The organism is Gemmatimonadota bacterium, assembly GCA_009838845.1.
In the GTDB taxonomy this organism is placed as follows: Bacteria; Latescibacterota; UBA2968; order UBA2968; family UBA2968; genus VXRD01.
This window is the reverse complement of the sequence record VXRD01000009.1, coordinates 1-19275: the sequence shown is the minus strand read 5'-3', so window position 1 is coordinate 19275 and position 19275 is coordinate 1. Positions and strand designations below refer to the sequence as shown.

The following is a 19275-nucleotide window of genomic DNA, read 5'->3' as shown; positions in this document are numbered from 1 at the left end:
TCATTCAACCCATTTCAAACTGTCGCTTCAAAAACTCAACAGTCTCCCAGTAAAACCGCGCCTGAATCGCCCCTTGATCCTCCTCTAACACATCCTCTCGCATCCGCACCACGCACTCCACGCCCAGCGCATCCATCTTCTCCTTCAGCACCTGTCCGAATATCGGATGGTGGATTCCCTGCCCCGCATCCGGCTCGGGATCCATCGGCAAATTTGGCGTGGTGTACCACAACATCACGGGCGGCGCGTCTTTAGACACATAATTGATTGCCGAAGCCGCTTCAAACATCGCCCAGGCCTCTGGCTTGTTGAATTCCTCGGGCGAAAATCCAAAAAATAATTGCAGCGCCTCGTGTGCATACGCCGGCCCCGAAATAATCGTCCGAATAAAATGCGGATCGTAAGAACACTGCCCCTGCCACGACGCCACGCACGTCAACCGCGTGGATTGCCGGCCCACCGGATCTTCGCTTTCCGGCTCTGCTTCTTCCCCGCGAAACCCGATCCACATCGAAATCCCGGCCCCCGCAGATCCACCTCCAGCCGCCACTCGAGAAGCGTCCAAATTCCACTCCTCTGCCTTCGACCGGATAAACTGAATTGCCCGCCGGCTGTGCTCCATCGCCGCCGGATACCGGTCCGTTCCTGAAAGCGGATAATTGATCGCCGTCACAGAAATACCCGCTTCCAGACAGCCTTTGAGCAACACCTGCGAAATCCCTGCTTTGTCCCCACCCCGAAATCCTCCGCCGTGAATATACATATACACCGGTGTCGGACCTTCCGAATCTGCCTGATACAGATCCACCACATCCCGCTCGTGATCTCCATACGCCACATCTTGAAAAGTCGGTTCGCCCATTTTTCCCCCTTGAAAATCTCAGTTATACATCCTCGAAATTGTACGTGTAAGGTTTCCGATAGCATTGGTCGAGCTTACCGCGCCACTCGCCTAAAACGCCCCGCAGATCGGAATTCCGTATATTCTGGAGAAACCATTCGGGAACCTCGTAATGCCGCATATTACAGTAGAAGGGCGGAATAAATGTATAAGTCATCGAATACCGCGTATTCTCGGTCAGGATATGGGGCGCCGAATGCATCAGCGATTCCGTAAACAAGAACGCGTCTCCTGCCCTGCAAGTGGCCTCAATAGGCTCACAGGACTTACTCACTTCCGAGTAGTCACCGTGAACCTTGTGCGACTTATCCATAGCCCAGGTCCCGCCATCACCGGGTCCCACATCCGTCAGGAACACAAAAAAATTCAGATAAGGAAAATGGTGCATTCCCTGATGACACTCGTCTTCGTACATCCCCCACTTTGGCGCACTGCCGCGATGCCAGCCTTTCTTATAGCTCATGTCTTGCTTGTATCTGTGAACCTCTTCAGCGTTATGACGAAAATCAGCAGGTCGCCTGATAAAAGCCCAGGAATTCTTGAGTGTGGCTGCAATACCGCCGATCTCAGTGTACGCTTCCAGGATGCAGGGAATTTTGATGAACTCGATAAAAGAGTCGTCCCGAAGAATGAGGGTATCTATTCGAGTGGTCGTCATGTCATTGCCCGTCAGCGACCAAATACCAGACGCGATGCGATCTAACGTGGACTTATAAGCATTTATTTTTTTTCCATCCAATACGCCCTCCAGTCTCACCCAACCGTGTTCTTCAAAATGCTGACGCATTTCTGATGTCATAACCCTCTCCTTTTACTGCACCCTGCAGATTAAGCGTACATGCCCGCGGCGATGTTCTGACAATCGAATTTGCAAACGCTCCATACTCCGCAATCCTCTCGTGAAACGTCCCCTTCCAAAAACACTACGGTGTTTGAAATTTTCGGAACTTTGTCTGAAACCTCGGTGTTTCAAGCACATCACGGTTCACCACAGCCTCGGGAATCTCACCCCGAAGAATCTGCGCGGCCTGGCGGAATTTATCGCGCCAGGCGCCTTCGAAGTATTCGTCGGTATGCCCCAGGGAGTGCGGAGATACAACGACATTGTCCATTTTGAGAATTGGATTGTCGGGATCGACAGGCTCCTGTTCGAACACATCTAATCCGGCCCCTCGAATCCATCCCTGCTGCAGCGCCTGAATAAGCGCGGCTTCGTCAACTACGGATCCGCGCGAGGTGTTGATCAGGTAGGCCGTGGATTTCATTTTGCGCAATTCTTCTTTCCCAATCAGATGGTGTGTCTCTTCGCTAAATGGCACGCTGATGCTCAGGAAGTCGGACTCGGCCAGAATCGTATCCATATCTACCAGGTCTGCGCCAATATCGGACACGGCGTCCTGTTCTACGTAGGGGTCACAGGCCAGGTGTCTCATCCCGAACGGCCTGGCCAGTAAAAACATCTCGTGGCCGATGTTGCCGACGCCTATCGAACCGAGGGTCTTGCCGGTCAGACCTTCGCCGTGATACGCATCCCGTTTCGACCAGTGTCCCTGGCGGGTTATTCTGTCTTTGTTAATGAGTCGCATCGCGAGCGCGAGAATGAAGGTGATGATAGTACAGGCCATTGGTCGGCGAACCGCGTCGGGAGCAAAGCAGAGCATGACACCCGCATGGGTGAGAGCCCGAACATCGAGGTGGTCGTATCCCACGCCGGTGTAGAGGACTACAATCAGTTGGTCGTTTTCCGCAAGTGATCGCTCTGTCCAGTGAGCGGTCCAGGAGATGACCATATCGCATCCACGTATCTGTTCAGCGCCGACTTCCGGCAAAAACCGATCGAATATCCGGTACTCGACTTCGGGCATCTCATTGAGCAGTTCCAGCCCCGGGCCGGGAATGGCCAGATTTCCGGCCGAATCGAAGAAATCTCTGGTAATTCCGAGTCTGACTTTCCTCTCCATATATTCTCTCCTGTTTTCGTACTTAGGGTTTGGTCTGTGATGTATAGCAGTGATCGCCGTTTACGGAATCGCCATCCTGAAAATGGGATGACTATCGGGCGCGTTTGAAAGACACCCGTGGCGCTCTACAAGTGGGATCATATCCGTAGTAATGCGATCCACGTTAATATAGCGATAGATCAGGGAACGGCGCCGGTTAGAAGACGTATTGGAATCAGAGCCGTGGGGTAGGCACAGATGAAAAAAGAGGGCATCGCCAGCATTCAGAACAACGGGCACGGCATCGGTGCTATCGAACTCTCCCTCGTCAAACCAGGGTTGGTCCGAATTGGGGCGTTTCAAAATGCCCTGTCGGTGCAAGCCGGGCACAACTTGAAGACAGCCGTTTTCCGAAGTCGCCTCATCTACAGCGATCCAGACAGTGGCAACTGGGAGAGGTATTGAATAAAAATAGGGCGCGTCCTGATGCCAGGCATGGGCAGACCCGTAGAAAGCGGGTTTGAGCTGGGCTTCATCGCCAAAAAAGCGCAGGTTATCACCCAGAATATCCCTCATACACGACAGAATGGGTTCACAGGTAGCCACAGACCGAAAAAAAGAATCGTGTCGGACGACGCGGCTAACTTTGCGGATGCGGTTTAGGGGATTATCGGGGCGAATATCCAGGCGCTGGACCTCGGGTTCGACCTGCACGGCAATTCCGGAATCGAGTTGCCCGAGCGCAGCGCGATCCAGGTGATCGGCGATCTCTTTGAGAAACCCCGGCGGGATAAGTCCCTTAACGATGGTAAAACCGTCTGTGTGATAATCCCTGATTTGATCGGGAGTGAGAGTCATAAAAACCTACCTTTTAACCCAGATGGGGCTCGACCATGCGAAATCGCCCTGTGCCACCTGCAAATTTCCACAGCGCCCGCCCATCGGCACCCGGCGAAGCGGCTTTAGTCGAACCTCTAAATAATAAAAATGTTCTCCAGAGTCTGGCTCGTCCTCAAACTTCAAAACAGCCTGTTTCTTTCCAACCCATTGCTCCTGCACCTGCTCTCCATCTCTGAACAGCGCGACTTCCTGCACCATTCGGGATGCCTGCACCATGCAGATTAAGTGTACCTGCCCAGCCACCCGCACCTCCGATCCCATGGGCATTCCGTTCACCCGAACATCCAGCATAACACGAGCACCGTTGGTTGCAAAACACCGCCGTGCCCACAGAGCTTCAAATAGTGCCTCTCGGGTCAACGCCTCTGCCCACACCCCCGTCAGAGCACCCCCCATCCCGGGCACAATCCGATGGGAATCGCTATTCCCCATAAACGCCAGACGATAGCCCTGCCGCAGTGCCTCTGGAATCGTATCCCGCATCTGAATGTAAATATCCCAACACGAACACAGTTCCACGCCCCCGAGCCGACTGCTCGGAATCACCCACCATGTGGGATGGTGCGGAAAAGTGAAAGCCCGCGTCCTCTCCATCGCTGCCACCCACTTCTCCAGTGTATCCGCATCGGACTCAGTAAAATGATACAGCGGCATTTCTCCGTCCGGAAATAGCATAATCCGATGGTTCGGTCCGCTCTCCGATTCTTTGCGATAGGTGCGCTCATAAGCGGGAACGGCCACAAATCGTCCCGGATCGTTAAAGTGATCGGCCTCCGCCAGGATCAACTCGAGCTCAGATGGCGTGAGAATATTATCGTAAAGCGCATCATTATCCGTCACCGCCATAAAATCCAGCCGTGCTTTGTAGCGCCCATACGCGTAATTCTCGTCGATCTCGCCCTCTGCATCACCCGATAGATTGCCATGACAGTGGAGGTCCCCCCAATAAAGCTTATAGGTCTTTCCCCCCACCTCTATTTCGGGCCGCTGATCAAACACAGGCGGTTCGGACAGTCGGATCGGTCGCCACGACCGCCATGCCGAGACCGGACGTTCCTCCACGGACTGTGCCTGATCCAGCGGCAAACTCCCGGCACAGATATCTGCATAATATCGCCCCTCGGAAATCTGAGCAGCAAACGACAACCTCTCATCCACCACCGGTAAATCTCCGTTCACCGTATAAGCGTGTACCTCCCCATCTACCTCGCAGGACCGCCCCTGATTTCTCCCGGTCAGGGGCCGGGCATAAAACAGTGCATCCGGACCGTGCCGGTTGACCAACTCGTCCTCTTTGCGCTCATAGAGAACCCAGACATCCCCATCCGTTTCCCGCACAATCTGCGGCCGTCGCCGCCACCCCACAAACCCCATATAATGCTCGCGCCCCAGCAATCCATCGTAGAGATGCGCCACATACCCTTCGGCCATAGTGCGATCTGGACCTCTATAAGGTGTCCAGGACCGGCCGTCAAAATGCGAAGCCATCGCCTCCACTTTGTGATCCACAAATCCCTTGGGATGGATCACATCGCGTGTGACCGTCCACGTCGCCCAGACCCCGTCTGATCCGTCGGGACACAGCCTTGGAAACAACTCCCAGTCATCTGTAAGCGAAAACTTCTCCGGTCGCCCCACCCCATCCGGCGTCCACTTTCTCAAAAACAGATCACAGGCTCCATTTTGGAGCGTCTGGTAAGCCACCCAGGCACCCCCGGCATGACCACACAGCACGGGCCGATAGTGATCTCCCCCACCCTGCGACAGATCCACGACCTCAGACCAACGATTCCCATCCAGACATCGCCCAAACACCCGACGCCATTTACCCACCAGCGCCGTCCAAGCCACCCATATTCTGCCCTCATTATCCGAAGTCACATCCGGAAAGGCCAGACTCGCATCCGCCTCAGCCAATCGCACCACCTCGCCCATTTCGTCTGCCGATCGGGCCAGCACGCACCATCGTCCCTCCCGCACAGCGCACCACACCACCCACACCGCATCGCCTCCACACACAATCCGCGGCTGAAAATTGATCCCCGCCTCTTCGCTCACTGTCAACAAAGGACCTCGCCGCTGGTCCTCAAAAGACCGCACCAGAATCCGATCTTCTTTGGGTCTGTACCCGTGCCATGCCACCCAGAATCGACCAGATCCATCCACAGTCAGCGCCGGGTCTTTATCCACATGCCCGCGGCGATGCTCTGACAATCGAATTTGCAAACGCCCCATACTTCGATCCTCTCAAAAAACGTCCCAAAATCATCCCGAGGGTCTCAAGATGACTTTTGTTTTTGGGAATAATTGGTATATTCTCACAAGAACGCTGATACAACCCGTGCATTTCCCCGGAGAAATCAACAGTGACAACAAACACCATTCGCGTGGGCATCATCGGAACTGGCAGCCGTGGCATCAACTGTATTAGCCATCAAATTGCCGAACAAGCCAGCGACCTGGACATCACAATCACCGCCTTCTGCAACCGAACAGAAAGCCGAATGCACATCGCCCTTGAAGATGTGAACAGGATCGCGGCGGCAGCGGGCAACAGAACTTTTTCACCCACATTCTACAGCGATCCAACAGCCCTGATTGCCGACGATAACGTAGATCTGGTTGTCATCACCACGCCCACGGCAGCCCACCGCGAAGCGGCAATACCCGCACTGCGCTCGGGCAAAAAGGTCTATCTGGACAAGCCCATCGCACATACGCTTGAAGACGCCATAGCCATTCAAAAAGAAGAGCACAACACAAATAATCCGATGATCATGGGCTTTACCAGGCGCTATGAACAGCCCTGGATCGAACTCTACAACCTGCTGAAAAGCGGCGTCATTGGCGACCTCAAAATGATGCTCATTCGCGCCGTAATCCCCTACACGCATTATTTTATGACCTGGCACCGCACGCGATCCTTAAGCGGTGGTGCGCTCAACGACAAAGCATCGCACTACACAGACGTATTCAACTGGTTTGCGGGGGACCACTGTCTCCAGGTCAACGCCTTTGGGGGGCGCAACCTCTTTGAAGTGCGCGAAGACGCCCCTGAATTTTGTGCTGTCTGCGACGACTGGACCTGTCCTTATCGAGCGGAGTTGGTCGAAACGGGCACACAGGATCAGGCTCGGGGCGCGATTGACCAGACCTTCGCCCAGGAAACCGATCCCATGCGCCGAAAAGACAACTGCGTATATAAACCCGGCGCAGACATCTTCGACCACGCATCCATCCACTTCCAGTACGACAACGGAATCGTCGCATCCATCTTCTACGCCATTTACGGTCCCCAAGCCGAAGACGAAGAAACCTTTGAACTCGTCGGCACAAAAGGCCGAATGATCCTGACGCGCCTGAGGGGCGAAATCGACCTCGTAACGGACTATGGGGAACGCAGAGAAGAAATCATACAATGCAAAGCCGAAGCCTTTGAAACCTCTCACTTCGGCGCAGACCGCAAGCTGGTTCAGGAAATTGCCAAATTTGCCCGCGGCGGTCCATCCCCAGTAGATGGCCAATACGGCATGGAAGCCACGCGAATGATCCTATCTGCAATACAATCCATCGACCAGGGCGGCGAAACGGTTCGCCTCGCCAATGGACCAATATAAGGGAGGAAATATGACACCAATACCCATGACCGATGAGCAAAAATTCTTCTTCGACCTCCGCGGCTGGATTCTGCTGCCTTCTGTGCTATCGGCTGCCGAAATAGAAGAGATGAAAGCCGAAGTATATGCCGGTGCCAGGCGGAGTTATGAGGGCGCGCTTCAGAACCTGCTAGACCACCCGGCAATCGTCGGCATTCTAAACGAAATTCTAACCGAGGAACCTTTTGTAAAAGACGATTGCTACGGCTTCCGCTGCGAAGGCTCCTTCACCACCGTGCGACCTCCCGGATGGGACAAATCGGAACGGAGAGACAACGGCATGCCCCACGTCGTGCGTCCCCCCCAGCGAGCCAACGCCATGCGCTATCAGGTCGCGGGAAATAAAATTTTTGCCGGGCTGACCCGGGTCGTATGGGAACTCGAGGAAGTGGTGGCAGGACAGGGCGGCACCTCTTTTCTCAGCGGATCACACAAAGCGCACTTCAATTACGGAGGCCCGGATCCGTTTCGACCAAATATCGGCGGCTCCCCCTATGAATCCAGTATGAGAGACACAATGGAAGATTATAGCTGCCCCGCAGGCTCGGTGGTTATCTTCACGGAAAGCCTGATCCACGCGGCCAACGACTGGATCAATCCGAATAACCCGAGATGCGCGGTCTTCAACTGCTACAACTCCATCTGGGCACAATGGCACCGCCTCAACCTCGACCACGAAACAATCGAAGCCATGCCTCCGAAGCGGCGGACGCTCTTCCGCGGCACCTGGGCAATTGGTGGCGGGCCAAATGGCAACCGCGAGTACTCCCTGGATAACAGAACCGTCTAACGGTCTGCTCTATTCCGCATCTGTTCAACCACCGGCGTCACTGGCGCTTCGCCGCTATAAAGTGCCTGCCCCCGTTCGTAGGAAACCTCCACCTCGCCATCCTTCACCTCCAGCCGGGGCACATTGTATTCTCGTGCATCCCGATCCGTACCGCGCATCACGGTCAAATGCGCGTCCGTCATACCCTCCACCATATCGTCGCCCCAGCGGTTCCACGGATGCACGATTTCCCCGCCGCTGCGGTGAAAACTCCGCGACGAGTATTTGATTAAAATCCCTCGCCGCGGGATGGGATTCTTCCACGCCGTGGTGCCATGCGTCGTCGAGCCATCGGCAAAAAACAGCACATCTCCCGCCTCCATCACCAACTGCTTCACCAGCCCCATGTCATCGTCGCAGGACCGCACGCCCGGCGGCGTCGGGTATTTCCCCTTGTGAGAACCCGGAACACAGGCAAACCCGCCAAGACCGGGCGGAACATCCCGCAACTGCCATGTAATCGTCACCGCCTCCGAATAGCTCCGCCCATTCTGAAACTGATAGCCCATCGGCGGATACATCGGTTCCCCGGCATCGTGCAGCGCATGGCCAGACGTCCCCTGAACCGAACAAAACGCCGACGGACCACTCATTCGCGCGCCGCTCCCGCCCATCCACGTCAACCTGTGTTGCACAGGCGGGTGAGCCACCATCTTCCGAAACGGCTCGCAATACGGCTCAGGAAGATCCAGCAAACCGCCCAGCACCGGACGCCCCGTGCCCGCCAAACTCTTCGACCCCCGCGACAATTCTTCCTGCACCACAATCTGATCCTCAAACTTGTCAACCGCCTCATTCGCCTTCTCCAACCACTCCTCGTCCATCACCCCTTTGAGAATCAAATACCCGTTCAATTCCCAAAAATAGAACTCTTTTTCTTCGATATTGGAATTGGGGTCCCGGCTGTAAATCGAGGGATGAAACACCTCTCGCGATTCATCTATTTTTACCGTCTCACCATCCGTCACAATCACCGGCGGAGGCGTCGAATACGCATAATCCGGCTTGTAAAGCGACGCGCGCTGTTCGGGGCTAATCTCCTCCTGCCACTCTGGAGAGGGATCCTCCGCAACCATTGGACCCGTCCCGGCAGACTGAATCGCCGCCCGCCCCACATACTCGTAGCTCAACAATCTCCGAGACCCTTTGCTCGGGCGCACCCCCTGCAACACCGTCCCCGCCACCAGAAACAGATCCCCGGCCTTCAACTTCGGCTGGAATGTCAGACCCATATCGTCCACACCCGTAGCCACGTCCTCTGGCGTCTCCACATTCACCTTGTGGGTACACGGCACCATCACAAAACCACCATCGCCCTCTTCCACATCCTCAAGCGCCCAGATCGCCCGCACCGCCTGGCAATACCGGCGACCATTCTGAAAATAGTACGCCCTGGCAGGATTTCTCGGCTCATTGCCCCCCACCAGAGGTGCCTCTACATCCCAGGTCTCATCGCACAACAACTCTGGCTCCCGGTCCAGCCGGAACCCATGGCCCACAATCTGATTTAAATACCACACCAATTGTGGATGAATCATCAAATCCCGAAACAGATCCCGAAGTGGGGAATCCCATCTCAACATCCCCTCACTCTCCCCCCCTTTGTCCAGCGCCTCATTCAGCGCCTTCACCTCACCTCGGTTCAACACGCCCGGGATGTGCAAATAACCTGCCACATCAAAGCTGTAATTCTCCTCGTTGCTCATCGCTTCCCGGTCCATCGGTGACCTCCTGTAAGAAGATTGGGGTTTATTAGTGCATTTAATACATAGTAAGCTAATTTCTGGATCAATTCAAAATAAAAATGCTTATACTGTTACGAGGGTAGCAATTAAATCCAAAAACAGAAAAGGAATTACAAAACATGACCACACAAACGCGAAAATCGCCCGATGAAATCAAAAACCTCCTCGAAGGTCCTGTCACATCAATACCGACACCTTTTCTCTCAAATGGAGACATCGACTGGAACGGCGTGGGCAACATCATCGAAATCGGTATTGGAGGCGGCAGCGGCGTCATTTTACTGACAGCGGGCGACAGCCAATACTTCTGCCTGAGCGAAGACGAAATCGCGCAACTCACACAATTTACCATCGCGCGCACCGCCGGTCGCGCCCTCACCATCGCCGCGACCGGGGCATGGCCCACCCGGCAAGCAGAAGCGTTCGCCCACAGGTGTATCGAATGGGGCGCAGATGCGCTCATGTCCGTCACCACATTCCACGGCTCAGACCCCGAAGGCGTGGCCGCCCACAATGCCGCAATCAGTAAAATCATCCCGGTGATGCTCGTCGGCTATCCCTCGCACCGCGCACTGGATATGCTCATAGACGAACCCGGCATCTGCTGCTTCAAAGAAGACGGCGACACGGCCTATGCCGTAGAAACCCTGCAAAAATACGGCCACCACTGGAAAATCATGACCGGAGGCACCCTGTGGCGTCACCTCCTCGAATGGCCCTTTGGCTGCACCACCTTCATGGACTGGTCCACCTCATTCGCCCCCCACATCGGCTCGGATTTTCACCAGGCTCTATGCCGCAACGACATAGCCGAAGCGCGGCGAATCACCGTCGAAATCGAACGCCCGCTCTGGGATCTGCAGCCCAATTTCCGGGGCGGATGGCAAACCATGTGGCGCGCCATCCTTGAACTCTACGGCGTCTCCGCCCGATATCTCAGATCACCCCAACTCTCTGCCACGGAAAAAGACATGGAATTTCTCCGCGCATCTCTGGATCAAATCGACCTGCTTCCGGAATAACATTAAGGCAACGCATACACCCACATAAACCTTCGGTCGTAAATCAGAGCCTCATCTCTACCGTCACCGTTTATATCGCACACCTGCATCGCATAGCTATAACCGATGTCATCGAGCCGCGTACGCTCCAAAATACCCGCAGGGCAATCGGGATGTTTTGCATTTGCCGGTAGAGAAAACGCCAGCGATATATCGCCATCCCCATCCATCCCCCAGGGCCATCCGCCATCGGCATACCCGATCCATGTCTGGCTCCCCCGAAGCGCAATAATCGGCCGGTTTCTGTGCATGCGGAGCTTTTCTCCACCTTTGGGAAAACCCATTGGCCAGATCCGCTCAGTGGGCCTGCTCCACACTTCTGCGCCATCCGGATCGTAGAGCACCATAGGGCCGTCTGGCGAATTGTAGAGCGCGACCTGAAATTCAGAATCCGAACGAAAACATCCCAGAGCCGTACCCTGGCAATGAATATGTTCTCTCGAAAAATAAGTCCCGCCTCCCGCCCCAAAAAGGTGCAACTTGTCGGACGCGGCAATAGAAAAAACCGAACCGCTGGCAGTGTGAAACACATCCGTGTAATCCACATGCTGCTGGTCTGCATTCAGTGTTTCCGGGTCAACAGCATCCACCGTCCACAAAATCTGCCCGTTCATGCCCACGGCACAGTATCCGATTAGATACACCTGCTCGCCATCCATATCCAGAGACAAAATGTGGTGCCCGCCTCCCGGAACAGCTTTGGGACCCCATACCGGCTCCAGACCTGCATTCAAACCCAGCACCGGCTCGCCATATCGCCACGAACCATTTCCCATCTCTCCATTTTTGATCGCAATAGCGGCCTCGTGTTTATCGGTGGGCCGTACAGCGGTCTGGAGGATATAATAATTCTCATCGGGAAGACGGGCACTCTTTACCTCCTCCCCTGTCTCACCGTCCAGGACCACAACCCTATCGCCATCTGCTAAGACCACCTCAATGCGCCCGTCCCCGTCAATATCTCCCGTGGCGATACAGGCCTCATAGGAGTGAGAGATATAGGGGATATGCGGCGGATTTGGCTTTCCCCACGTCCACAGGCGTCGGCCATCTGCGCGAAATGCCGAGACAGACACAGATTCTGGAAACAGCGCACTTACAAAATCCCAACTCCTGAACGGCTCTGGCCCAAAGATGCCCGGTCCCTGATAGGTGAGAATCTCCGGAATCCCATCTCCGTCGATATCCGCCGGAAAACACTCTGCCCCGCCGTATTCCTCAAATGCAATTTCAAACATAGGTGATAACGTTGTCATAGCAAACTCCTGCACAAAACCGGGACTTGCGATAAGCCCCGGTTCTATAGCCCTTGCAACTCAATCTCACCAGCGGCAATGCGCTGCAACGTCCGGACGTAAAGCCTGTGTTCCTGTTGCAGCACCCGGGACGCCAGAGTCTCGACCGAATCCCCAGGCTCAACCGGCACCTGGACCTGGTCCAAAACCTGACCGTGGTCGTATTCTTCGTCAACCAGATGCACCGTAGCCCCGGTCTCGCGCTCACCCGCGGCCAACACCGTCCGATGCACGACATCTCCGTAAAAACCCTGACCGCCAAACCTGGGCAACAGGGATGGATGGATATTGAGAACGCGCCCCCTGTACGCGGCCAAAGTCCGCGGCCCCAACCGTTTCATATACCCGGCAAGGCAGACCACCTCGACCCCATACGCCTGCAAAATCGCCAGAATAGCCTCATCCAGAGCACCGGGCTTGGGATGGGTATAAGTACTCAAATGTGCTGCTGGCACGCCCATCTTTCTCGCCCGCTGTAGAGCACCGGAATCCGAGTTATTGCTGATGACCGCCCGGGGCCTGGCCTGCAAGCGTCCTGTTTTGCAAGCATCGAGGATAGCCTGCAAATTGGTGCCTCTGTGCGAAGCCAGAAAGCCCAGTTGCAAGACCCTTCTACTCGGCATTTTCTCGCTCCTTCCTATCCCGACTTCTCCCCCGGCTTGCGATAAGACGCCGCGTACCGATCCCCCTCTGGGTCGTACGACACATGCACTTGTCCATCCCGTACGACCAACCTGGGCACTGTGCGATCCCATCCATCGCGCTCGGGACCGCGCATAACCGCAAACTGTTCCTCGGTCATATCTTCGACCATATCGCCCCAGCGCTCCTGGGGATCGATCACGCCACCGCCCCAGTTGGAATTTTTAGACTGATATTTAACCAGCACGCCCCGTCTGGGAATCGGATTTTTCCATGCCAACGCGCCGTGTGTACACCCGCCATCCATAAAAAATAACACATCTCCCGCTTTCATTGCCGGCTGCACCACCAGGCCCATCGTCTCGTCGCATGTGCGGATTCCCGGAGGCATTGAATACTGCGTCTTATGAGAACCCGGCACACAGGCAAACCCACCCAAATCCGGCTCCACATCCCGCAACTGCCACGTAATCGTCACCGTCTCGCAATAACTCCGCCCATTCTTAAACTGGTAGCCCCGCGAAGGACTCATCGGCTCATTCCCATCGTGCAACGCGTGGCCCGACGTCCCTTGCACCGCGCAAAACACCGTACCACCACCCGTGCGATATCCGCTGGCTCCCATCCAATTCAGCCGATGCACCACAGCGGGATGGGCAATCATCCGCCGAAACGGATCGCAATAAGGCGCGGGCAAATCCACCAGCCCCGGCAATAACGGCCGCCCCGTCCCTGCCTGACTCTTTGAACCGCGCGCCAGTTCTGCACCAACCTCAATCCGGTCCTGAAATTTATCCACCGCCTCATTCGCTTTTTCCAGCCATTCCTCATCCATCACCCCGCGCACCACCAGATACCCATTCAAATCCCAAAAATAAAATTCTTTCTCATCAATTTTTGAATTTGGATCCCGAATATAAATCGAAGGATGAATCACCTCAGAACTCTCTTCCACCCACGTCTTTTCACCATCGGTATTCAGCACTGGCGGTGGATTAGATCCCTTAGCCCCCGGCCTGTACATCACCGCCTTCTGTTCGGGAGGCGCACTCTCCGACCACTCGGGTCGCGTTTCGATCTCAGCACCTGGTCCCGGTCCATTAGACTGGATGACCGCTCGCCCCGCATACCAGTACGTCAACAGCCGTTTCGGCACCCCCGTCCACGGACGCATCCCCTGCAACGCAGGTTCTGCCAGCAAAAATAAATCGCCCGCCTTCAGAACCGGTTGTTTCACCAGCCCCATATCGTCCTGCCCCGTCGCCAAATCCTCGGGTGTTTCCACATTGCTCTTGTGGCTCGCCTGAACCACCACAAGTCCGCCATCTCCATCCTCCACATCCTCCAGCACCCAGATCGCCTTCACCCCCTGGCACGACCGGCGACCATTTTGAAGAAAATAAGCCCGGGATGGATTTCGAGGTTCATCTCCGCCCACCAGCCCCTGTCCGTTCTCCCCTTCCCGGCTCCCCAGCAACCGGGGTGCCTGATCCAGTCGGAACCCATGCCCAATAATCTGGTTCAAATACCACACCAGTTGCGGATGCACCAGCAAATCTCGAAACAGATCTCGCTGGGGTGCCTCCCAGCCCAGCATGCCTTCAGACGCACCCGCCTCGTCCAGTGCCCTGTTCAAAGCCTCAACTTCCCCCCGACTCAACACCCCTGGTACATGCAAATATCCGGCGACATCAAACGCATAATTCTCTTCATTGCTCATCTCTTCCCGGTCCATCTCTGACCTCCTGTTGGAAGATTGGGGTTTGTCTCTGCATTATAAACTTTTTACTCAATCCAATCAAAAAGTTTTGAAGCTCCAAAAACGCAAAACCGGGACCTGCAGCACAGCCGTAAGCCCCGGTTGTAAACATCCTGTATTTCCCCCGAATATTAAATCTGATGCACCGCCTTGCGCTTCGCGCGCATACTGGCGTGTGATTCTGGCGACCCATCGTGAAACGTACCGAACCAGTAATCGAACGGGAAATCATTCTCCCCGTAATTGCACTCAAAATAGCGGTGATGCAACTGGTGAAAAAATGACGCCGCAGGCATCCTATCACTCCCTCCCACCTCAATTTTATCAAACCCCACATGACCCTGCGCCGGCGTAAACGCCGCATGTTGTGCATTCATCAACATGTGAATCGGATGGGACGGCACCACCCAGTGAATCAGAATACAGCTAAAATACAACAAATGCTCAATCGGATGCATAGCCAGCCCGGACCACGGCCCGATATTGATATTCTTGTGATGCAAATAATGCGCGGACTTGTACAGCGGTTTCCAATGGGTCAGGCGGTGAGTCCAATAAAAATGGAAAAGCCGCCAGAACTGAATACCGCACAGCAACGCAACAAAGTAGATCGGTTCTGTGCGCCAATCGACATAGGGAATTATCTCATTGGCAAACGCCCACATAGAAACCACTTCATAAGCCGTCCAGATCGTCCCCCCACTCACACAACTCCAAAAAATATTATCGCGCAATTGATTGCCCCACAAAAACTTGCGATTTGATGTCGCGAGCCATTTCGACGTGTATTTATACCGCATGCCCTGCGCCTTGAACCTGTAGAAATACACATGCCACGCGCCCGCAATAACGATTAACATCGCAATATTCCGCACATACATCTCGGCAATCCAATCCACGCGAAATTCCACACAGCGCTCAAGCGCGGGCTGCAAATAAAGCCATGTTCCAATGGCAATAAGCATATAAATCGCATTCCATGGCCACAAATAGCCCGGAAAACCAAACATCCACTTCAACGCCTCAACAGGACGCGGAGGCCATGCAAAAATCGGCGCAGGCGCCGGGCGTTTTGCGGGCTGCCACTCGCCACTTTCATCTCGGGCAACGCCATCTACAACTTCCTTCTCCACTCTGGTATCAGCCATTGTGTACTCTCCTCGAATGGTTGAGACTACGTACTAAATCCTCCCGCTGACCCACTGAATACCCCGCATTAACACCGACTGAAAATTTCCATCCTTCCACGTCTGATTGTCGTGCCCACTTTGGAAGCAAAACACCCGCGTACCATTGTATTGCCGCGTCCAGCCAATCGACTTCATACACACCGGGTGATCTGTCGTCAACAGCAAATGGCTATCCGAATCCGGCTCATCCATCACATAAGTCTCATCGATCATCTCCCAATCGGATATCTCCCGCGTAATCGGATGATCCCTATCCTCTACCGCAATCCGCATCACCTCATCGTGGCTGAACGATTCAAACGACCCCGCGACAACACCGGCCATCTGCACCCAGGGATCCCAATTTGGAAATGCCAAAATCGCGTGGTGCAACAACACAACACCCTTACCCGTCGCCAGCCATGATTCCAGCGCGCTTAGAGGTCGCCCCATCCACCCGGAACGGACCTCATCTGTCGGACCTTCCTTGTGCATATTGTAAAACACAACCGCATCGTAGAAATCGCGCTCCTCTGCTCGCGGCGATGCAAAATCCTCCAGAGACTGAATATAGGCATCCACGCCTTCCAGCTTGCGAAACAACCCGTGAAAATTCGGCACATCAAAACGGTGGCCGCCGGTCACCACCGCAACCTTAATAGAATCGTCCATAAATGTACCTCCCGTAAAATATAACCTATCTCCCTCGATTTGTCTCCCAAACCGGTCTTTCCTGCCACGGCTCAAAATCTGGATTCTCCTCGGGAATTTTGGCTTCGATCTCCTCCTGCCATCCCTTCAGAAGCTCGTGCAACCGATCTCGTACATCGGGCAATTCATCTGCCAGATCATTCTCCTCACCAATATCCTCTCGCAAATTGTACAACTCGACATGCCCGGATTCAAAAAACTCGATCAGCTTATAATCCCCCGCTCGAACCGAAGATCCAGGTGTCCCTCCCTGATTGCCATAATGCGGAAAATGCCAGAAAATCGCATCGCGCGCCAGATCGTCCCCCCTCAACAAAGGCGCGATACTCACGCCATCGCAATGCTGATCGGGAATCAAATCCAGACCCGCCATTTCCAGTATCGTCGGATAATAATCTGTACTCGTCACCGGAACATCACAAACAGACCCCGCCTGTGTCACACCGGGCCATTTGACAATCAGCGGCTCTCGCGTTCCGCCTTCATACATCCAGCCCTTGCCCTCGGCGAGCGGCGCATTGCACGTCGGCGAACCTTCACTCGTCGCCAACCCACCATTATCTGAAGTAAACATAATCGCGGTATTATCGGCAATACCCGCTGCTTCCAGCGCGTCCAAAATGCGCCCCACACTCTCATCCATGCTCTCGATCATCGCGGCGTACACCGGATCGGACTGCACCGTCCGCCGCGTAATGCGCCTGTCCTTCTTGTGTTCCCCCGGAAAAAAATCACCCTCTTCAAACGGCTCAATTTTATCCAGACCCATCTTCTTCGCTTTCTCTTCGTACTTCTCAATCTTTTCTCGCTTCGCCTGAATGGGCGTATGCACCGTATAATACCACAAATTCAAGAAAAACGGGCGACCATCGCGGTTCTCGATCAAATCTATCACGCGATCCGTCAAATAATCCGTCAAATACGTGCCATCTGGCACATCCACATCATCCAGCACCGGAATCGTCCAGGGACTAAAATAACCCCCGCGCCCGGGAGAACCGTGTTCGCATCCGCCCACATTCACCTCAAACCCGTGTTCATCGGGATAAAATGCGGGTCCACCCAAATGCCATTTGCCAACATGCCAGGTCGCATATCCCCCGTCCTTCATCGCCTGTGCAACCGAGCGCTCTTCATGGGGCAAATACCTGAAATAGGGCACATCGATCAATTTTCCGCGATTGGGATGATTTCTCCCGGCCCAATCAATAAAATTCGTCACCCCAACCCGCGCGGGATATTTGCCACTCATCACACTCGCGCGCGTTGGCGAACACACCGGACACGACGCGTACGCATCTGTAAACTTCATCCCCTCGGCGCACAACCGATCCAGATTGGGCGTCTCGTAAAATTCACTCCCGTAACACGTCGTATCTGCCCATCCGTAATCGTCCAACAAAATAAAAATAATATTGGGTTTGCCCATTTCCATTAAATCTCCACATCCACACTCTTGCCAGAAGCACCCGACTCGCGTGCCGCGTGTAACACCTGCATCACCCGCAAACCGTGCTCCGCGGTAATAATCAGATCCTCACCTTCGCGCAAATGCCGCGCGATATTCGCGTGCAGATTTTCGCGCGGTACCGCATCGGTACGCACTTCCTCAGAATCTTCCCCGTAAACCTTAACCTCGCCACCGCCCCCACGCTCGCACACAAGCGTGGCCTCCGTGCCCAGAACAACCCACTTATACGGCAGAGAATAAAAAGAAATATCCGCCTTGGCAGCACGCGCGCGCACCCCATTGTCAAACACCATCACAATATCGAACAAATCGTCTGAATCGCCCCACTTCGTATGCCGCACATCGGCAAAGACCGATACCACCTTGTGACCCGACATCAAATCGATAATCTGCTCGACCCAGTGCGGACCAAAATCCAGCAATGTTCCACCACCCGCCGCGGCTGTCACGCGCCATTGCTGATTGTAATCGGGCACGCCAAAACCCACAGCGGGACGCGCCCCCATCGTGCGATTCTCAAGCGAAACAATCTCGCCAACCGCACCATCTAAAACCGCGTGCTTCACCAGACAATAATCGCGATCATAATGCCGGTTGTGGTGCATCGTCAACACTACGCCATTATCTCTGGCAGCCTGCACCATTTCCTCGGCCTCTGGCCCGGTCAGTGACATCGGCTTTTCAATCAGCATGTGCTTCTTCGCCGCCGCCACCTTGAGCGCATCCGCATAATGCGCCGCCGAATGCGTCGCGATCAAAACCAGTTCAATATCCCAACCGAGAAATTCATCGAGATTATCGGTCGCACGCATACCTTCGGCAACCGCCTCTTCCCGCCTGGATTCCGTAATATCGCACACCCCCACAACATCGTACAACCCCGTCCCGCGCATCGTTCTCAGATGACCGCCAGCCACCCGCCCAAATCCAATAATACCCGCCTTGATCTTTTCCATTTATTCTTCCTCATCATCTCCGTATTCTTCACCGCGATAAGCCGCGCGCAACTCGGCGATATTGGTCGCCTTCTCAACGCGCGTATGAACTGTCTCGTTGTATTCATTCGGCCCCGATCCACGCGGAACCGTAGTCGTTATCAAGCTCACGATACATGCTGTGAGCATGATCTATGGTGCCTTCACCGTTTTGAACCGCGTATTCGATTACCATGGACGGGCTGGTCACGCGGAAATACG

General features: G+C 54.6%; 17 protein-coding genes. 3 read left to right on the top strand and 14 right to left on the bottom strand.

The genetic code is table 11. The features are described 5' to 3' along the window. Positions 1-4: 4 nt before the first annotated feature. The 5 genes from F4Y39_01140 to F4Y39_01120 all read right to left on the bottom strand — a co-directional run bounded on the left by F4Y39_01140 (position 5) and on the right by F4Y39_01120 (position 5976). Positions 5-862, bottom strand: coding sequence for an alpha/beta hydrolase (locus tag F4Y39_01140; GenBank protein ID MYC12309.1), 858 nt, complete (start codon positions 860-862; stop codon positions 5-7). A gap of 22 nt (positions 863-884) precedes the next feature. Continuing rightward, on the bottom strand, positions 885-1700 hold the full coding sequence (locus tag F4Y39_01135; GenBank protein ID MYC12308.1) for a phytanoyl-CoA dioxygenase family protein: 816 nt from the start codon (positions 1698-1700) through the stop codon (positions 885-887). A gap of 124 nt (positions 1701-1824) precedes the next feature. Then, entirely contained in the window at positions 1825-2862 is a 1038-nt protein-coding gene (locus F4Y39_01130; protein ID MYC12307.1) for a dehydrogenase, read from the bottom strand. 60 nt (positions 2863-2922) lie between these two features. After that, entirely contained in the window at positions 2923-3699 is a 777-nt protein-coding gene (locus F4Y39_01125) for a phytanoyl-CoA dioxygenase family protein (protein ID MYC12306.1), read from the bottom strand. A 6-nt stretch (positions 3700-3705) separates the two neighbouring features. Further along, the gene (locus F4Y39_01120) at positions 3706-5976 is read right to left on the bottom strand and encodes a DUF3604 domain-containing protein (protein MYC12305.1); all 2271 of its coding nucleotides are present in this window, start codon (positions 5974-5976) and stop codon (positions 3706-3708) included. Positions 5977-6107: 131 nt separating this feature from the next. On the opposite strand from F4Y39_01120, the gene F4Y39_01115 reads away from it, so the two are divergent. Both F4Y39_01115 and F4Y39_01110 read left to right on the top strand, forming a co-directional pair. Next, positions 6108-7358, top strand: coding sequence for a Gfo/Idh/MocA family oxidoreductase (locus F4Y39_01115; GenBank protein ID MYC12304.1), 1251 nt, complete (start codon positions 6108-6110; stop codon positions 7356-7358). 10 nt (positions 7359-7368) lie between these two features. Further along, positions 7369-8187 carry a hypothetical protein gene (locus tag F4Y39_01110; GenBank protein ID MYC12303.1) on the top strand — a complete coding sequence of 273 codons (819 nt, stop codon included), beginning with the start codon at positions 7369-7371 and terminating at the stop codon, positions 8185-8187. Here the strand turns inward: F4Y39_01110 and F4Y39_01105 are convergent. After that, the gene (locus F4Y39_01105) at positions 8184-9947 is read right to left on the bottom strand and encodes a phytanoyl-CoA dioxygenase family protein (GenBank protein MYC12302.1); all 1764 of its coding nucleotides are present in this window, start codon (positions 9945-9947) and stop codon (positions 8184-8186) included. The two genes, F4Y39_01110 and F4Y39_01105, sit on opposite strands and share 4 nt — an antisense overlap. 143 nt (positions 9948-10090) lie before the next feature. On the opposite strand from F4Y39_01105, the gene F4Y39_01100 reads away from it, so the two are divergent. Further along, entirely contained in the window at positions 10091-10993 is a 903-nt protein-coding gene (locus F4Y39_01100) for a dihydrodipicolinate synthase family protein (GenBank protein MYC12301.1), read from the top strand. A 2-nt stretch (positions 10994-10995) separates the two neighbouring features. Here F4Y39_01100 and F4Y39_01095 read toward each other — a convergent pair whose 3' ends face one another. The 8 genes from F4Y39_01095 to F4Y39_01060 all read right to left on the bottom strand — a co-directional run. Next, complete coding sequence (locus F4Y39_01095) at positions 10996-12288, bottom strand: hypothetical protein (protein ID MYC12300.1); 1293 nt, start codon at positions 12286-12288, stop codon at positions 10996-10998. Between the two features lie 44 nt (positions 12289-12332). Beyond that, complete coding sequence (gene purN, locus F4Y39_01090) at positions 12333-12932, bottom strand: phosphoribosylglycinamide formyltransferase (protein MYC12299.1); 600 nt, start codon at positions 12930-12932, stop codon at positions 12333-12335. A gap of 32 nt (positions 12933-12964) precedes the next feature. Continuing rightward, a complete protein-coding gene (locus F4Y39_01085) occupies positions 12965-14704 on the bottom strand; it encodes a phytanoyl-CoA dioxygenase family protein (GenBank protein MYC12298.1) in 1740 nt (579 codons plus the stop codon). Positions 14705-14859: 155 nt separating this feature from the next. Then, positions 14860-15876: a sterol desaturase family protein gene (locus tag F4Y39_01080; GenBank protein ID MYC12297.1), complete on the bottom strand. Its 1017-nt coding sequence runs from the start codon at positions 15874-15876 to the stop codon at positions 14860-14862. Positions 15877-15909: 33 nt separating this feature from the next. After that, complete coding sequence (locus F4Y39_01075) at positions 15910-16569, bottom strand: ThuA domain-containing protein (protein ID MYC12296.1); 660 nt, start codon at positions 16567-16569, stop codon at positions 15910-15912. 25 nt (positions 16570-16594) lie between these two features. Continuing rightward, positions 16595-18043, bottom strand: coding sequence for a sulfatase (locus F4Y39_01070; GenBank protein MYC12295.1), 1449 nt, complete (start codon positions 18041-18043; stop codon positions 16595-16597). Then, positions 18043-19035 (bottom strand): Gfo/Idh/MocA family oxidoreductase, encoded by a 993-nt coding sequence (locus tag F4Y39_01065; GenBank protein MYC12294.1) that lies wholly within the window; start codon positions 19033-19035, stop codon positions 18043-18045. Before F4Y39_01065 ends, F4Y39_01070 begins: the two co-directional genes overlap by 1 nt. A gap of 103 nt (positions 19036-19138) precedes the next feature. Further along, a partial coding sequence (locus F4Y39_01060) for a DUF3500 domain-containing protein (protein ID MYC12293.1) occupies positions 19139-19275 on the bottom strand: 137 nt, incomplete at its 5' end.

What these genes read in the sequence shown, in the direction of transcription:
- F4Y39_01100 (MYC12301.1), top strand. Translation starts at nt 10,091, where the DNA reads ATGACCACACAAACGCGAAAATCGCCCGATGAAATCAAAAACCTCCTC.
- F4Y39_01135 (MYC12308.1), bottom strand. Translation starts at nt 1,700, where the DNA reads ATGACATCAGAAATGCGTCAGCATTTTGAAGAACACGGTTGGGTGAGA.
- F4Y39_01095 (MYC12300.1), bottom strand. Translation starts at nt 12,288, where the DNA reads ATGACAACGTTATCACCTATGTTTGAAATTGCATTTGAGGAATACGGC.
- F4Y39_01125 (MYC12306.1), bottom strand. Translation starts at nt 3,699, where the DNA reads ATGACTCTCACTCCCGATCAAATCAGGGATTATCACACAGACGGTTTT.
- F4Y39_01105 (MYC12302.1), bottom strand. Translation starts at nt 9,947, where the DNA reads ATGGACCGGGAAGCGATGAGCAACGAGGAGAATTACAGCTTTGATGTG.
- F4Y39_01075 (MYC12296.1), bottom strand. Translation starts at nt 16,569, where the DNA reads ATGGACGATTCTATTAAGGTTGCGGTGGTGACCGGCGGCCACCGTTTT.
- F4Y39_01080 (MYC12297.1), bottom strand. Translation starts at nt 15,876, where the DNA reads ATGGCTGATACCAGAGTGGAGAAGGAAGTTGTAGATGGCGTTGCCCGA.
- F4Y39_01085 (MYC12298.1), bottom strand. Translation starts at nt 14,704, where the DNA reads ATGGACCGGGAAGAGATGAGCAATGAAGAGAATTATGCGTTTGATGTC.
- F4Y39_01070 (MYC12295.1), bottom strand. Translation starts at nt 18,043, where the DNA reads ATGGAAATGGGCAAACCCAATATTATTTTTATTTTGTTGGACGATTAC.
- F4Y39_01065 (MYC12294.1), bottom strand. Translation starts at nt 19,035, where the DNA reads ATGGAAAAGATCAAGGCGGGTATTATTGGATTTGGGCGGGTGGCTGGC.
- F4Y39_01130 (MYC12307.1), bottom strand. Translation starts at nt 2,862, where the DNA reads ATGGAGAGGAAAGTCAGACTCGGAATTACCAGAGATTTCTTCGATTCG.
- F4Y39_01140 (MYC12309.1), bottom strand. Translation starts at nt 862, where the DNA reads ATGGGCGAACCGACTTTTCAAGATGTGGCGTATGGAGATCACGAGCGG.
- F4Y39_01120 (MYC12305.1), bottom strand. Translation starts at nt 5,976, where the DNA reads ATGGGGCGTTTGCAAATTCGATTGTCAGAGCATCGCCGCGGGCATGTG.
- F4Y39_01110 (MYC12303.1), top strand. Translation starts at nt 7,369, where the DNA reads ATGACACCAATACCCATGACCGATGAGCAAAAATTCTTCTTCGACCTC.